Annotated in this window: 12 protein-coding genes, 1 tRNA gene and 1 pseudogene; 11 read left to right on the top strand and 3 right to left on the bottom strand. The window is 70.5% G+C overall.

Annotation, left to right across the window (positions count from 1 at the left end):
* Positions 1 to 4: 4 nt before the first annotated feature.
* From G3I54_RS37040 to G3I54_RS36995, 10 genes are all read left to right on the top strand, one after another.
* A complete protein-coding gene (locus tag G3I54_RS37040; protein ID WP_164621481.1) occupies positions 5 to 772 on the top strand; it encodes a phosphonatase-like hydrolase in 768 nt (255 codons plus the stop codon).
* A complete protein-coding gene (locus G3I54_RS37035) occupies positions 769 to 1,890 on the top strand; it encodes an ABC transporter ATP-binding protein (RefSeq protein WP_164621472.1) in 1,122 nt (373 codons plus the stop codon). The genes G3I54_RS37040 and G3I54_RS37035 overlap by 4 nt, the downstream gene beginning before the upstream one ends.
* Complete coding sequence (locus tag G3I54_RS37030) at positions 1,887 to 2,792, top strand: 2-aminoethylphosphonate ABC transporter permease subunit (protein ID WP_164621470.1); 906 nt, start codon at positions 1,887 to 1,889, stop codon at positions 2,790 to 2,792. The genes G3I54_RS37035 and G3I54_RS37030 overlap by 4 nt, the downstream gene beginning before the upstream one ends.
* Positions 2,779 to 3,576, top strand: a complete 798-nt coding sequence (locus G3I54_RS37025) for an ABC transporter permease subunit (protein ID WP_164621466.1) — start codon at positions 2,779 to 2,781, stop codon at positions 3,574 to 3,576. Before G3I54_RS37030 ends, G3I54_RS37025 begins: the two co-directional genes overlap by 14 nt.
* A gap of 29 nt (positions 3,577 to 3,605) precedes the next feature.
* Positions 3,606 to 4,661: a 2-aminoethylphosphonate ABC transporter substrate-binding protein gene (locus G3I54_RS37020; protein ID WP_164621465.1), complete on the top strand. Its 1,056-nt coding sequence runs from the start codon at positions 3,606 to 3,608 to the stop codon at positions 4,659 to 4,661.
* 133 nt (positions 4,662 to 4,794) lie between these two features.
* On the top strand, positions 4,795 to 6,345 hold the full coding sequence (locus G3I54_RS37015) for an alkaline phosphatase family protein (protein ID WP_164621464.1): 1,551 nt from the start codon (positions 4,795 to 4,797) through the stop codon (positions 6,343 to 6,345).
* A 74-nt stretch (positions 6,346 to 6,419) separates the two neighbouring features.
* Positions 6,420 to 7,268, top strand: a complete 849-nt coding sequence (locus tag G3I54_RS37010; protein ID WP_164621462.1) for an HAD-IIA family hydrolase — start codon at positions 6,420 to 6,422, stop codon at positions 7,266 to 7,268.
* Positions 7,269 to 7,401: 133 nt separating this feature from the next.
* Positions 7,402 to 7,968, top strand: a complete 567-nt coding sequence (locus tag G3I54_RS37005) for a hypothetical protein (RefSeq protein ID WP_164621459.1) — start codon at positions 7,402 to 7,404, stop codon at positions 7,966 to 7,968.
* Position 7,969: 1 nt separating this feature from the next.
* The gene (locus tag G3I54_RS37000) at positions 7,970 to 8,686 is read left to right on the top strand and encodes a class F sortase (RefSeq protein ID WP_164621457.1); all 717 of its coding nucleotides are present in this window, start codon (positions 7,970 to 7,972) and stop codon (positions 8,684 to 8,686) included.
* A 341-nt stretch (positions 8,687 to 9,027) separates the two neighbouring features.
* Positions 9,028 to 10,074 carry a glycoside hydrolase family 6 protein gene (locus G3I54_RS36995; protein WP_164621455.1) on the top strand — a complete coding sequence of 349 codons (1,047 nt, stop codon included), beginning with the start codon at positions 9,028 to 9,030 and terminating at the stop codon, positions 10,072 to 10,074.
* 95 nt (positions 10,075 to 10,169) lie between these two features.
* Here G3I54_RS36995 and G3I54_RS36990 read toward each other — a convergent pair whose 3' ends face one another.
* From G3I54_RS36990 to G3I54_RS36980, 3 genes are all read right to left on the bottom strand, one after another.
* On the bottom strand, positions 10,170 to 12,107 hold the full coding sequence (locus G3I54_RS36990) for a kelch motif-containing protein (protein ID WP_164621453.1): 1,938 nt from the start codon (positions 12,105 to 12,107) through the stop codon (positions 10,170 to 10,172).
* Positions 12,104 to 14,026, bottom strand: coding sequence for a cellulose synthase catalytic subunit (locus G3I54_RS36985; RefSeq protein ID WP_164621451.1), 1,923 nt, complete (start codon positions 14,024 to 14,026; stop codon positions 12,104 to 12,106). Before G3I54_RS36985 ends, G3I54_RS36990 begins: the two co-directional genes overlap by 4 nt.
* Positions 14,027 to 14,561: 535 nt before the next feature.
* Positions 14,562 to 14,635, bottom strand: a tRNA-Lys gene (locus G3I54_RS36980).
* A gap of 192 nt (positions 14,636 to 14,827) precedes the next feature.
* Between G3I54_RS36980 and G3I54_RS36975 the strand changes: the two are divergent.
* Positions 14,828 to 15,024 (top strand): annotated as a pseudogene (locus G3I54_RS36975) (hypothetical protein); the annotation flags it as partial.

Raw genomic sequence — 15,024 nt, 5'->3', positions numbered from 1 at the left:
CAACATGACTTCCCCGACCGACATGACTTCCCCGGCCGACACGACTTCCCTGACCGACGCGACTTCCCCGACCGACGTCACGCGCGACCCCTACGACCTCGTCGTCCTCGACATGGCCGGCACCACCGTCGCCGACGGCGGCCTCGTCGAGCAGGCCTTCTCCGCCGCCGCCCAACGCCTCGGCGTACGGCCCGGATCCGACGAGCACGCCCGCCAACTCGCCTACGTACGCGCCACCATGGGCGAGTCGAAGATCTCCGTCTTCCGGCACCTCTTCGGCGAGGAGGAGAAGGCCCAGCGCGCCAACACCGCCTTCGAGGAGGCGTACGGAGACCTCGTCGACGGCGGCCGCATCGCCCCGATCCCCGGCGCCCGCGAGGCCGTCGAACGGCTCACCGCCGAGGGCCGCACCGTCGTCCTGACCACCGGCTTCGCCCGCACCACCCAGGACGCCATCCTCGCCGCCCTCGGCTGGCAGGACCTCGTCCCGCTCACCCTCTGCCCCGCCGACGCGGGCGGCCGGGGCCGGCCCTTCCCGGACATGGTGCTGGCCGCCTTCCTGCGCACCGGGGCCGTGGCCGACGTCCGCCGGACCGTGGTGGCCGGCGACACCTCGTACGACATGCTCGGCGGCGTACGGTCCGGCGCCGGGATCGTCGCCGGGGTCCTCACCGGCGCCCACGCGAGGGACCAGCTGACCCGGCACGGCGCGACCCACGTCCTCGGGTCCGTCGCCGAGCTCCCCGACCTCATCGCGCGGGCCGAGGCATGAGCGCCCCGGCCCCCACCGCGTCCGCCGCACCCGGCCCGGACCGGTCCGCGCCCGCCGCCCCCAGCGGCATCCGCTTCGACGGCGTCACCGTCGCCTACGGCGGGAACGTCGTCCTCGACCGGCTCGACCTCACCGTCGAACCCGGCGAGGTGATGGCCCTCCTCGGGCCCTCCGGCTCGGGCAAGACCACCGCCCTGCGCGCCGTCGCCGGGTTCGTCCGGCCCGCGTCCGGGCGGGTGTTCCTCGGCGGCCGGGACGTCACCGCCCTGCCCCCGCACCGACGCGGCATCGGCATGGTCGTCCAGAGCTACGCCCTCTTCCCGCACCTCAAGGTCAAGGACAACGTGGCCTTCGGGCTCAAGGCCCACCGCACCCCGAAGGCCGAGATCCCCGCCCGGGTCACCGAGGCCCTCGAACTCGTCGGCATGGCCGCGTACGCGGAGCGCCACCCGCGCGAACTCTCCGGCGGCCAGCAACAGCGCGTCGCCATCGCCCGCGCGCTGGCCATCCGCCCCGGCGTCCTGCTCCTGGACGAACCGCTCTCCGCCCTCGACGCCCGGCTCCGCTCCGGCATGCTCGCCGAACTGGCCCGGCTGCACCGCGAGTTGCCGGACGTCTCGATCCTGTACGTCACCCACGACCAGGTCGAGGCCCTCACCCTCGCCGACCGGATCGCCGTCATGGACCGCGCCCGGCTCCAGGACTGCGGCACCCCGCAGGAGCTCTACCGCCGCCCCCGTACGGAGTTCACCGCCTCGTTCGTCGGCAACGCCAACCTGCTCCCGGTCACGGTCGCCGGTGAAGGAGCCGTCGCGTTCGCCCGCCACCCGCTCACCGTCCCCACCGACGCCGCCGCACCCGGTTCCACCGCCACCCTCTGCGTCCGGCCGCACCTGGTCGGCCTCGGCGACGGGCCCAACGCGCTCACCGGCAGCGTCACCGAGGTCCAGTGGCGCGGCTCCACCCATCGCGTCCACGCCGACGTCGACGGTCACCGCGTCATGGCCGACCTCCGCGAACTGCGCGAGCCCCCGGCCCTCGGCGACCCCGTCACCCTGCACTTCGCCGCCGAGGACGCGGTGCTGCTGCCGGCCGGAACCGCCGGAGTCGGCCCATGACCCTCACCGCCTCCACCTCCGTCTCCGCCACCACCGAGTCCGAGTTCGAGTTCGAGTCCGACCCCGCCCCTGCCCGGTCCCGCTCGCTCCCCACCTGGGTCTGGGCGCTGCCGCCCGTCGCCGTCCTCGCGCTCGCGTTCCTCTATCCGCTGGCCCTCGTCGTCCAGCAGTCCTTCACCCCCGACGAGGGCGGCGTCTCGCTCGACCCGTACGCCGACGTCTTCGCCTCCGCTGTCTTCCGCGACGCGCTCACCACCACCGTGTGGCTCGCCGTCGGCTCGACCGTGGGCTGTCTCGTCCTCGGGTTCGTCCTCGCGCTGGTCATCGCGTTCGTCCCGTTCCCCGGCGGGAAGGCGGTCGCCCGGTTCGTCGACGTCTTCCTCTCCTTCCCGTCCTTCCTCATCACCCTGGCCCTGCTGTTCATCTACGGCTCGGTCGGGATGGCCAACGGGCTCTGGACCGACGTCACCGGCGCGGCCGACGGGCCCTTCCACTTCCTGACCACCCCCTGGGGCGTCCTGCTCGCCGAGATCACCTACTTCACGCCGTTCGTGATGCGCCCGCTGCTCGCCGCCTTCTCCCAACTCGACACCGGACAGCTGGAGGTCGCCTCCTCGCTCGGCGCCGGACCCGTGCGGATCATCCGGCAGGTGATCCTGCCCGAGGCGCTCCCGGCGCTCGCGGCGGGCGGCAGCCTCGTGCTGGTGATGTGCCTCAACGAGTTCGGGATCGTCCTGTTCACCGGGGCGAAGGGCGTCACGACGCTGCCGATGCTCGTCTACAGCAAGGCGATCCTGGAGTCGGACTACCCGGCCGCCTGTGTCGTCGCCGTCGTCAACATCGCGATCTCCGTGGGTCTTTACGGCCTCTACCGGGTGGTGAGCCGTCGTGCTGGTGCATAGCCGGGCCGGGAAGTGGGCCACCTGGGCCGTCTTCCTGCTCCTCTTCGTCCCGCTGTTCGCGGTGCCGCTGCTCGTCATCCTCGCCGCGTCCCTGGCCACCAACTGGTCCGGCGCCTTCCCCTCCGGGCCCACCGCCGAGCGCTACGCCGCCGCGACCAGCGGCGACTCGCTCCAGGCGCTGACCACCAGCCTCGTCACCGCCGTCGCCGCGAGCGTGCTGGCCCTCGTCCTCGGCGGCTGGGCCGCTCTCGCCGCCGCCTCTCTCCGTAAGCGAGGGAAGCGGCTCCTGGACGCCCTGTTCATCCTGCCGGTCGCCGTGCCCTCGGTGGTCGTCGGCCTCGCGGTGCTGGTGGCCTACAGCCAACCGCCGGTCCTGCTCAACGGGACGCGATGGATCGTGATCCTCGCGCACACCGTGCTTGTCACGGCCTTCGCCTACCAGTCCGTCGCCGCCGCCGTGCGCCGCCTGGACCCGATGTACGAACAGGCCGCCGCCGGTCTCGGAGCGAGCCCCGCCCGGGTGCTGTGGCGGATCCGGCTGCCGCTGCTGCTGCCCTCGCTCACCTCGGCCGTCGGGCTCTGTTTCGCCCTGTCCATGGGGGAGTTGAGCGCCACGATGATGCTCTACCCGCCGGACTGGACCCCGCTGCCGGTGCAGATCTTCGCCGCCACCGACCGGGGCTCGCTCTTCACCGGCGCCGCCCTCGCCGTGGTCCTGATGACGACGACGCTCCTCGTCCTGGCCGCCGTCTCCCGTATCCGGACCCGCGCTTCCTACCGCTGATCCCCACCATGACCTTCTGGAGAAATCCCATGCGCACCCCCGCCCGCACCCTCGCCCTCCCGCTGGCCGTACTCGCCGCCGTCACCCTCACCGCCTGCGGCGGCTCCTCCGCCGCGTCCGACGAGAAGTCCGTCACCGTCTACAGCGCCGACGGCCTCAAGGGCGAGAACGGCGACGGCTGGTACGACAAGGTCTTCAAGGACTTCGAGAAGAAGACCGGCATCAAGGTGAAATACGTCGAGGGCGGCTCCGGCGAGATGGTGCAGCGCGCCGCCCGCGAGAAGTCCAACACCCAGGCCGACGTGCTCGTCACCCTGCCGCCCTTCATCCAGCAGGCCGACAAGAAGGGGCTGTTGACCGCGTACGAGCCGAAGGGCGTCGACCAGGTCGACGGCGCCGACCGGGCGGCCGACGGCAAGTGGACCTCCGTCGTCAACAACTACTTCGGGTTCATCCACAACACGAAGGAGCTGAAGAGCCCGCCGCGCACCTGGGAGGACCTGCTCGACCCCTCGTACAAGGAGAAGGTCCAGTACTCCACCCCCGGCGTCGCGGGCGACGGCACCGCCGTCCTCATCAAGGCGATGCACGACTTCGGCGGGCAGGAGCCGGCCATGGCGTACCTGAAGAAGCTCCAGACCAACAACGTCGGCCCGTCCGCCTCCACCGGCAAGCTCGCCCCCAAGGTCGACAAGGGCGAACTCCTCGCCGCCAACGGCGACGTCCAGATGAACTTCGCCCAGTCCAAGGACATGCCCAACCTCGGCATCTGGTTCCCCGCCAAGGGCGACGGGAAGCCCACCAGCTTCGCTCTGCCGTACGCGGCCGGGCTCGTCGCGAAGGCCCCGCACAGCGAGAACGGCAAGAAGCTGCTCGACTTCATGCTCTCCGAGCAGGCCCAGCGCGACGTCAGCGCGGTCGGCGGGGGCTTCGCCGCGCGCAAGGACATCGAGGCCACCGACGCCAACGCCGTCGAACTGGTCGCGCTGATGGAGGGCGTGGAGATCTTCGAGCCCGACTGGACGGACATCGGGACCAACCTGGACTCGTACATCGACGCCTGGAAGTCGGCCACCGGAAGCTGACCGGCCACCTCTCGGCCACGGATTCCTGCGAAGGTCTGGACCCGGCCCGGATATCTCGCCAAGGTAACGGGTCTGGTCCAGAAGGAAGTTCACGCCCCGTCCCGCTCGCCCCGCCCTCTCCCTGGAGGATCACGTGACCCGGTCCCTGTCCCGCCGCTCCGTGCTCGCCACCACCGCCGCCGCGGCCACGGTCGCCGCCGTCGGCCCGCTCGCCACCGCCACCGCCGCCCGTGCCGCCGCGGCCGCGCCCACCCTCCCCGACGGCACCAGCAAGGACAAGGTGCTCGTCGTCGGCATGGACGGGCTGCGCCACGACGTCATCGCCGCCGCGAACGCCCCGCACCTCAAGTCGATGATGGCCAACGGCACGTACGGCACCTCGCTGCTGTACACGAACCCGATGGCCGCCACCTCCTCCGGACCCGGCTGGTCGACGATCTCCACCGGCGTCTGGCCCGACAAGCACGGCGTCAAGGAGAACTCCTTCGCCGGGAAGAACTACGCGAAGTACCCCGGTTTCCTCGCCCGCCTCGCCCAGGTCCGCCCCCAGCTCTCCACCTACGCCGCCGTCGACTGGAAGCCCCTGGACGCCCAGGGCACCGTCACCCCGGGCGCCGACGCCAAGCTCGTCCTCGACGGCGACGCCGACGGCTACACCGGCCACGACGCCACCATCGCCGCCGAGACCGAGTCGATCCTCCGGAACCAGAACCCGGACGTCCTGTTCGTCTACTTCGGCCAGACCGACATCGTCGGCCACAACTCCGGCGCCGCCAGCCCCAAGTACCGCGAGGCCATCGACGTCCAGGACGGCTACCTCGGCCGCCTCCTCGCCGCGATCAGGGCCCGCCCCTCGTACGCCACCGAACGCTGGACCGTCATCGTCACCACCGACCACGGACACACCGACTCCGGCGGCCACGGCGGCAGCGCCATCGAGGAACGCCGCACCTTCGTCCTCGCCCAGGGCCCCGGCATCGCGGCCGGCGCCCGCCCCGCCGACACCCGCCTCGTGGACGTCGCCGCCACCGTCTTCAAGCAGCTCGGCATCGCACCGGACCCCGCCTGGGGCCTGGACGGCAAGCCGATCCAGGAGCGCTCCACCGACCCCTTCGAGACGCTGTACCCGCAGCTGAAGGCCCGCGTCGACGAGACCGGCATCCCGGCGGGCGTCCTCGGCTGGACCCACACCGCGCCCAGCGGCTGGTCCGTAGTGAACTCCGCGATGGGCACCGGAGGCGTCACCGAGTGGCGCGGCTGGTCCTTCGCCACCGACGAGTTCTGGAGCCGCAGCCAGCGCGACCAGTCCCGTGAGCTGAACGTCCGCTCGCGCGGGATCTTCGCGGTCGCCGACTCCGACGAGTGGGACGACAAGGCGTCCTCGGGACCGTACGACTCCACGCTCGTCACTCCGGCGTACGCGGTCGGCGGCAGGTCCACCGTGACGCTCGGCTTCACCACCCTCTACCGGCAGGAGGGCAGCCAGAGCGCCCAGATCCTCGCGTCCTGGAACGGCGGAACGCCCGTCGAGGTGAAGCGCTACACCGCCGACGTGATCTCGCAGCACCAGTCGCTGTCCCTGAGCGTCCCGTCCGGGGCCGCCAACGTGAGCTTCCGGTTCCGCTACACGGGCAGCAACAACTGGTACTGGGTGATCGACGGGGTCACAGTCGCCGCCGCCTAATTATGCTGGGGGTGCACGGACGGCGCGGTCCGGGCACCCCCAGCACGCAGTGCGTACGGCAGGAGTCCCGACACATGGCAGACCGCAAGCCCATCACTTCCTGGCTCACCGACATGGACGGCGTCCTCATCCACGAGGGCACGCCCATCCCCGGTGCGGACGCCTTCATCAAGCGGCTGCGGGATTCCGGGCTGCCCTTCCTCGTCCTCACCAACAACTCCATCTACACCGCGCGCGACCTGCACGCCAGGCTCAAGCGCATGGGCCTGGACGTGCCCGTGGAGAACATCTGGACCTCCGCGCTCGCCACCGCCCAGTTCCTGGACGACCAGCGCCCCGGCGGCACGGCGTACGTCATCGGCGAGGCCGGCCTCACCACCGCCCTGCACGACATCGGGTACGTCCTCACCGACCACGACCCGGACTACGTGGTGCTCGGCGAGACCCGGACGTACAGCTTCGAGGCGCTCACCAAGGCGATCCGGCTGATCAACGCGGGCGCCCGCTTCATCTGCACCAACCCCGACGAGACCGGTCCGTCCGCCGAGGGCCCGCTGCCCGCCACCGGTTCGGTCGCCGCCCTCATCACCAAGGCCACCGGCAAGGACCCGTATTTCGCGGGCAAGCCGAACCCCCTGATGATGCGGACCGGGCTCAACGCCATCGGCGCGCACTCCGAGACCAGCGCCATGATCGGCGACCGGATGGACACCGACGTCCTGGCGGGCCTGGAAGCGGGCATGCAGACCTTCCTGGTCCTCACCGGGCTCACCGCCGTCGCCGACATCGACCGCTACCCGTACGGGCCGTCGCACGTCGTCGAGTCCATCGCCGACCTGGTCGACCTCATCGACCTGCCGGACCAGGCCGACCAGGCGGACAAGGACAAGGCGGCCAAGGCCGTCCCGGCGGACCCCCGCTGACCTGCTGACCCGCTGGCCTGCTGACCCGCTGACCTGCGCTGACCTGCGAGAGCCGCATCCGCAGTCGCCCGAATGGAGGACTGCGGATGCGGGCCGCCGTCGCAGGCGTGAACCTTCCCGTAGGAGGTTCACGATGCGTTCCATGCCCATCACGTTCTGTGCCGCAGCGGCGGCCGCACTCATAGCCGTGCCCGCGCCCGCCGCGCTGGCATCCCCGGCCGCCCCGGCCGGTGACGACGACCGGCGCACCGGCACCGTCTCGGTCACCCCGTCCACGACCGCCCCCGGCGGGCAGGTGGAACTGTGGGTCGACGTCTGCGGCAAGGGCCGCCGGGCCAAGGGCAACTCCGACGCCTTCACCTCGGTCGCCCACTTCCGCCCGGCCGACGACAAAGGCCTCTTCGCGGAGGCCCGGATCCGGTCCGACGCCGAACCCCGCTCCTATGACGTCTGGGTGACGTGCGAGGACAGCGACGGCAAGGCGACCGGCACCCTCACCGTCGTCCACCACAACCGCCCCTCGCCCGCCGCCCCCGTCAAGGCGGGCGGCGGAGGCACCGCCACCCTCGCCGAACGGTCCACCGAGGCCGAGGGGCCCGGCACCCGGCACGCGGTGATCGGCCTGGTGCTCGCCGCCGTCGCGGCCGTCGCCGTCGCCCTGCGCAGCTCGCGCCGGCGCCGCGACCCGGCCGGCAGCTGACATGAGCGCCCAGGACCGCCCGGCAGGCAACGGGCGACTGCTCACCGGAGTGACCTGGGCCGTGCTGCTGCTCGGCCTGTGGCTCTGGGGCAAGGACGCGGGCGGCGGGCTCGGCAGCCTGTCGGGGCCCACCACCGGCGACGTGGCCGCGGTCGGCCGCCCCTTCGGGGCCGAGCTGCCCCCGGCCCACGACCCGCTCGCCGGCGCCGCCCCCGAACGCGTCGAGGTCCCCTCCGTGGGGATCACGGCCCCCGTCATCGCACGCGGCCTCGACCGGGACGGGGCCATCGACCCGCCCCCGTACGGCATGCCGAAGACCGCAGGCTGGTACGGCGACGGCATCCAGCCCGGGGCGAAGGGCGCGGCCCTGTTCGTCGGCCATGTCGACACCGACACCAAACCGGCGGTCTTCTACGGGCTCAGCGCGGTGAAACCGGGCGCCCGGATCGAGGTCACCCGCACCGACGGCAGCGTCGCGGAGTTCACCGTGGACGACGTCCAGCTCGTCACCCGCGAACGCTTCGACGCGCAGAAGGCGTACGGGCCCCGAGAGGACGGCCGGGCCGAGCTGCGGCTGATCACCTGCGGCGGGACGTACGACCACAAGACCCGCTCCTACACGGCGAACGTGGTCGTCTCCGCGTACCTCACCGGCGCGAAGGACGCGAAGGACGCCGGGGAGCGCGTACAGGCCGTGGCCCACGGGAGCCCCGGCTGACCCGCCGCGTCCCGCACCACGTTCAACCCGGCCCGGCCGGCCGCCTCTCACGGGGCGTGCCGGCCGGGCCGGTCCTCGACCGCGTGCGCCCGGCCGCGGGAGTCGCCCGGCGCGGTACGGGAGGTCGGTGCGACGGGAAGGCCCGATCCCTCGCCACTGTAGGGGCCCCGCCGGACGGTTGACCGGCTTTCGAACGGGATGTCCGGAACCGGTGCCCCTGTGTGACCGTTGTACGGGTGGGAGCGTGGGCGCCCGGCCGCTGTGCCAGGATGGATCGGACCGGCAGCACATCGGTGCAACCAGTGAGAAACAGTGCAGGCAGTGCACCCAAGGGGGAGTGGATGTACGGCAGTTACACCGGCCGGTCCCGGACGCGCAGGCGCGCGGCGGGCCTGCGGACGACCGGTACGGCGGCGGCGCTCGGGGCGGCCCTGCTGCTGGCGGGATGCTCCGGCGACGGGGACGGCGGCGGGAAGAAGAGCGCGCCGACCGTCGAGCAGCAGCCCAAGGACAAGGATCCGTATTGGGTCAACCCCGACGGCAACGCGGCCCGTCAGGTCTCCGCGTACACCGAGGACGGCGACGAGAAGAACGCCGCGCTGATCCGGAAGATAGCGCAGCAGCCGGTCGGCGAGTGGATCACCCCGGACAACCCGGAGAACCAGGTGCGGGGCATCACCGAGGCCGCCGCCGCGGCCGACCGGGACGCCCTGCTGGTCCTCTACAACATCCCGCACCGCGACTGCGGCCAGTTCTCCAAGGGCGGCGCCTCCGACGGCAACGCCTACCGCAGCTGGCTGGACGGCGTGGCCAAGGGCATCGGGGACCGCAGCGCCACCGTGATCCTGGAGCCGGACGCCCTGCTGCACCTGGTCGACGGCTGCACGCCGCAGGAGTTCCACGAGGAGCGCTACGACCTCCTCAAGGGCGCGATCCAGCGGCTGAAGCAGCAGCCCGCCACCAAGGTCTACCTGGACGCGGGCAACGCCGGCTGGCAGTCGCCCGACGCGCTGTTCCAGCCGCTCCAGCGGGCCGGGATCGCCGAGGCGGACGGCTTCTCGCTCAACGTCTCCAACTTCCAGACGACGGCCGTCTCCACGGAGTTCGGCAAGAAGCTGTCGGAGAAGATCGGCGACAAGCCCTTCGTCATCGACACCAGCCGCAACGGCAACGGCCCCTACACCGGCGGCGACCCCGCCGAGAGCTGGTGCAATCCGCCCGGCCGCGCGCTGGGCGAGGCCCCGACCACCCGGACCGGCGACGAGCTGGTCGACGCCTATCTGTGGATCAAGCGCCCCGGCGAGTCCGACGGCGACTGCAAGGGCGGCCCGAAGGCCGGCGACTGGTGGCCGGAGTACGCCCTGGGCCTGGCCGGCGCCACGAAGTAGCGGCAACGGCCGGAGGCCGCACACCGGGAGCCCGATCTCCCGGTGTGCGGCCTCCGCCGCGTACGGACGCGGTGCGCGCGCCCACGCTCGCGCTCCTACTCGGGCACCTCCACCCACATGCCCTCGGACGGGGTGCCCTGGTCGTCGGTGACGAACAGCATGTACCAGCCGGCCGGCACCAGCGCCCGGTTCTCCGGCACGGTGACGGTGATCCCGTCCTTCGACTTCTTCATCTCCAGCGCGACGGTCCGCTGGTCGGTGTCGGTGACATGGGTGACCGCCGAGGGCCGCATCAGCTTCGCCGAGGTGATCTTCGAGGCGTGCTGCGTGGTGAACAGGCCCGTGGAGCCGCGCTCGATCTTCTTGGGCCCGGCCGTCAGCTCCGGCCGGGAGTCCCGGTAGAGGTAGGGCGGGGTGTAGATCTCGATGCGCTGCTCGAAGACGCCGGGCCGGGTGTTGGCCTTGTCGGAGAAGAGCGAGTCCGAACCGAAGATCATCACCCGGCCGTCCGGCAGCAGCACCGAACCCGAGTGGTAGTTCCGGCCGACCGCCGGGTCCGCGACCTTCTTGTACGTGTCGCTCTTCGCGTCGTACAGCCGGGCCTGGAGCACGTCCGAGCCGCCGCGCCCGCGGTAGTCGCTGGAGCCGCCGGTGACCAGCAGCGAGTCGTCGGGCAGCAGCGAGGCGCTCGGGTAGCGGGTGCCCTCGGAGAGCGCGGCCCCGTCGGTGAACTTCGGGTTCTTCTTCTGGAGGTCGACCAGCCGGGACTTCTCGCTGGCCTTCTCCGACTCGCCGACCCCGCCGCCGCCGATCACCATGAACTTCTCGTCCTGGGCCGGGGGCAGCCGCACCGTCGCCGAGGTCTCCATCTGGTCCGGGTCGCTGAGCCCGGGGATCTTCTTGAACTTGTTCGTCGACAGATCCCAGACGCCCGGGTCGCGGCCCACGTCCGCCGGACCGTATCCGGCGTTGGAGCCGGAGTAGAAGAGCTTGCCGTCGTTGAGGAGGAAGACCGCCGGATAGGTGGGGAACTTCCGCTCGATGCCGGTGTACTCCCACTCCTTGGTCGCCGGGTCGTAGATCTCGTCCTTGCCGGGGACGATCTGCCCGATCTCGTCCAGGCCCGACAGCGCGAGGACCTTGCCGTCCTCCAGCGTCGTCAGGGTCGGGTACCAGCGGGCCTCGTTCATCGGGTCGACGGGTATGTACTTCTCCGCGACCGGATCGAACTCGAAGGCCTCCTTGATCCCCTGGAAGTCCTTCTTGTCCAGGGCCAGCTTCTGCGCGATGCCGTAGACGTTGCGGGTGTCCGAGCCGGACAGGCCCGCCACCCGGTAGTTGTCCTCGGTGCCGGTCTCGTACTTCTTGCCGGTCTGCTGCGCCTCGACGTAGATCCGGCCTAGCCCGGGGTCGTTGCGCAGGAACGCGCCGGTCTGCTTGTCGAAGACCTTGGTGGCCTTCTCGACCAGGACCGGATCCTTGGAGACGAACGTTTTGCCGTTCTCCTTGCCGGTGAACCGGGTGCCCGCGGGCAGGGTGATCGGCTTGTCCGGGTTCTCGTTGTGGACGATCATCAGGCCGCCGGCCTTGGTGACATCGCCCTGGAGCTTCTCGTACCGCTTGGTGCCGCCGGCTATGAGGAGCTTGCCGTCGGGCAGCTGGGTGTGCCCGGCGCAGAACATGTCCTTGGGGGTGGGGATGTCCTTGAAGACATTGGTCTTCGGGTCCCACAGCACCGAGCGGAAGCTCTTCGCGTCGAAGTTCTTCTGGTTGTTCCCGGAGCCCGCGACGAGCAGCACCTTGCCGGTGTGCAGCAGCGCCGCGTGGATCGTGTTGATCCGGTGCTCGGAGGGGACGTCCAGGAAGTCCCAGTGTCCGTTGGCCGCCTTGTAGTCCGGCTGGTTGATCTTGTACTCGTGATAGCGCTCGGTGCTGAAGCGGTACAGCCACGGCCCGTTCGCCCCCGCGAGCGCGAGAACCACCGCCGTACTGATCGCCAGGCGGCGGGTACGGCGGCTCGGACGGTACTTCATTTCTTACGTCCCCCCAGGGAGATCTGCATGGTCTGGTCGTTTCCGGGTGCTCCGGGCAGCGGCTGGGGCCTCGGCTCCGGGGCCGGTCCGCCGCTGCGGTGCGATCCTCCGCCCGACCGGCGTTTCTTCTTCTCGGCGCGGATCGTGTACCGCCAGCCGATGATCGGCGCGGCGGTGATCAGCAGCGCCAGCGTGGCCCAGGTGACCATCGCGGGGTGGCTGTGGCCCAGGAAGAACGAGGAGATCATCGACGCGCCGAAGACGACGATGAAGAACAGATGGATGCGGAACGTGCCGAACAGGGTGTCCGGGCTGGACGAGTCGCCCTTCGGGGTCACCACGAACGAGCTCTTGCGGCGCAGCACCGCGTCCATCAGCGAGCGGGCGTAGATCGGCGCGGAGAGCGCGGACATCACCATGCCGGCCAGACCGCCGGAGCCCTCGGGCTCGTGCGGCGAGACGTTGTGGCGGCGGTTCCAGATGTACAGGCCGATCTGGAGCGCGGAGGCGTTGCCGTACAGCATCATCCAGATCGTCGGGTCGATCTGGACACCGGAGGCGCCCATGCCGAGGAACAGCGCGCAACTGAGAGCCGCGAGGATCCAGTTCAGGGCCGACATCGGATAGAAGATGATCATCATCGTGTAGTTGAAGAGCTTGCCGGGCGGCATGGTCCCGAAGCCCTTCCAGAACTGCCCGATGATCGTCTCGTAGGTCCCCCGGGACCAGCGCAGCTGCTGGGTGAAGAAGTCCGTCCACGCGGTCGGGCCCTCGCCGACGGCCAGCACGTCCGGGGTGTACACCGAGCGCCACTTCTTGCCGGTGGCCGGGTTGCGGTGGCGGTGGATCTCGAAGCCGGTGGCCATGTCCTCGGTGATCGAGTCGTACAGACCGCCGATCTGCTTCAGCGCCGAGATCCGGACCGCGTTGCTGGTGCCGACGAACATGGGCGAGCCGTAGCGGTTGCCCGCGCGCTGGATCAGGGCGTGGAAGAGGAACTGCTGCGACTCGGCGGCCTTGGTGACGAAGGTGTCGTAGTTGCCGTAGACCTGCGGGCCGATGACGAAGCCGACGTCCGGGTCGCGGAAGTAGCCGAGCATCCGCTCCAGGTAGTTCGCCATCGGGATGTGGTCGGTGTCGACCGAGGCGAAGAAGTCGTAGTCGCCGCCGTGCGCGTCCAGCCAGGCGTTGTAGTTGCCGTGCTTGGTCTTGGCGCGGTGCGGGCCCTTGGCCTGGTTCCAGTGCGCCACGCCCTTGCGGGAGAAGTGGTGCACTCCGAGCCGGGCGCAGACCTCCTTGACCGCCGGGTCGTCGCCCTCGTCCAGCAGCCAGACGTGCATCAGACCGCGGTGGCGGATCTTCACGGCCGCTTCCAGCGTCTTCGTCACCATTTCCAGCGGTTCCTTGCCGGGAACGAAGGAGGTGAGGAAGGCGACCCGGGTGCCGGACTCCGGGATCACCGGGACCGGGTCGCGGGCGACCAGGGTGGCGTGCGCGTTCGACAGGACGTTCATCGTGCGGAACAGCTCGATCAGACCGATCGAGACCAGCATGACGATGTCGAGGACCAGCAGGAGGTCGTTGTCCAGGTTCGGGTCGCGGTCCGTCCAGTGGCTGGGCTGCATCAGCCAGGCGAAGAGACCGAGCGAGACGAGGGGAGCCGCGCCGAGCAGGAGCGCCGCGCGCACCCGGTGCGGCTCCTGCGATATGAGCGAGCGGTACTGGACCTTGTACGGCTTGCCCGCGGGGGGCTGCGTCAGCGGTCCGGCGAGGCGGCTGTAGTGCTCGTAGTCGTAGCGCGGCAGCTCCTTCTTGGCACGCCGCCTCGCCGCGCCGGCCCGCAGCTGCGCCGGTATCCGGAGCTGTGTCGTCCGGGAAGCGTCGTTCTCCTGCCGGTCGCCTGGCGGCGTCGACGTCATGGGTACATCCCCCCGCACGCATGCTGGTGCGTGACTGCTCGGTCTCTCTCTTCGTGCGCGGTGGGCCCCCGTTCTTCACCGGGCACGCACACGGTGGCAAGCCACCGTTCCCACAGACATGGATCGGCGGCCTTCCGGTTGCATGATGCCCCCTCGGCGTCCGCCACCGAGCGGGACCCCCACCCCGCGGCACGGACAACCGGAACGTCACGCTCTGCTGTGCCAACTGTACGGATCAGCAGCCCCCTTGGCGCCCGTCGGGCCCCCAGACAGATTGTCCGACACGGAACGGGATCGCAAGGGTGAAACAGACTGTTTACCGGTCATACGCACGATTTGAACCCCACTTGTGGAGGGGGTGTGACGAAGTGGAGACCGGCGCTCGCGATCCCCTCCGTCACTGCCTCGTGACGGTGTGCGGTTCGATCCGTAGCTGTGCGTGCACGGCCGCGCGGAGCCGGTGGGGTGTCACCGGATGCCGGACGGGGAATGATCAAAGCCCCCTCACTGAACGTGAGAGGGCTTTGACTGTGCGTGCGCCGTCAGGGACTCGAACCCCGGACCCGCTGATTAAGAGTCAGCTGCTCTAACCAACTGAGCTAACGGCGCCTGCTGACCTGGAGAACTCTACCGGACGTCCAGGGGTGCTCCGAACCATTTACCGGCCGCCACGCCCCGTCAGATAGTCGTTTTTTTCCTTTGTTCCGTCAAAATGCGATATGTCGGGAGAGTTGAAACACTGACGCCCGTTGCAGCTGCGCCCAAAGATCTTGACGAATGACGAGTGCGGAGGGGAATCGCATGACTGTGCCGGTCTTCGAGGAGTACGAACCCGCCATCGACTGCGGATGCGCGGGGTGTGCCGTGCGGCGGCGCTCCGCCGCGAGGGCGCTGCCTGTGCGGCGCGGCGGACACCCCGCCGCGCACGGTGCGCGGCGAGCCCTGGTGCTGGCGACGGCCGCCGGGGTGGTCCTCTCCTGCGGAGCGGCGGGCGCGGC

The sequence above is a fragment of the Streptomyces sp. SID14515 genome (assembly GCF_010548505.1).
GTDB lineage: Bacteria > Actinomycetota > Actinomycetes > Streptomycetales > Streptomycetaceae > Streptomyces > Streptomyces caviscabies.
Note: the sequence above shows the minus strand (reverse complement) of the source record. Positions and strands in the feature narration are given on the sequence as shown.

Coding starts and splice junctions, on each gene's coding strand:
- G3I54_RS37005 (WP_164621459.1), top strand. CDS start 7,402: ATGCGTTCCATGCCCATCACGTTCTGTGCCGCAGCGGCGGCCGCACTC.
- G3I54_RS37030 (WP_164621470.1), top strand. CDS start 1,887: ATGACCCTCACCGCCTCCACCTCCGTCTCCGCCACCACCGAGTCCGAG.
- G3I54_RS36995 (WP_164621455.1), top strand. CDS start 9,028: ATGTACGGCAGTTACACCGGCCGGTCCCGGACGCGCAGGCGCGCGGCG.
- G3I54_RS37035 (WP_164621472.1), top strand. CDS start 769: ATGAGCGCCCCGGCCCCCACCGCGTCCGCCGCACCCGGCCCGGACCGG.
- G3I54_RS37000 (WP_164621457.1), top strand. CDS start 7,970: ATGAGCGCCCAGGACCGCCCGGCAGGCAACGGGCGACTGCTCACCGGA.
- G3I54_RS36985 (WP_164621451.1), bottom strand. CDS start 14,026: ATGACGTCGACGCCGCCAGGCGACCGGCAGGAGAACGACGCTTCCCGG.
- G3I54_RS37010 (WP_164621462.1), top strand. CDS start 6,420: ATGGCAGACCGCAAGCCCATCACTTCCTGGCTCACCGACATGGACGGC.
- G3I54_RS37040 (WP_164621481.1), top strand. CDS start 5: ATGACTTCCCCGACCGACATGACTTCCCCGGCCGACACGACTTCCCTG.
- G3I54_RS36990 (WP_164621453.1), bottom strand. CDS start 12,107: ATGAAGTACCGTCCGAGCCGCCGTACCCGCCGCCTGGCGATCAGTACG.
- G3I54_RS37020 (WP_164621465.1), top strand. CDS start 3,606: ATGCGCACCCCCGCCCGCACCCTCGCCCTCCCGCTGGCCGTACTCGCC.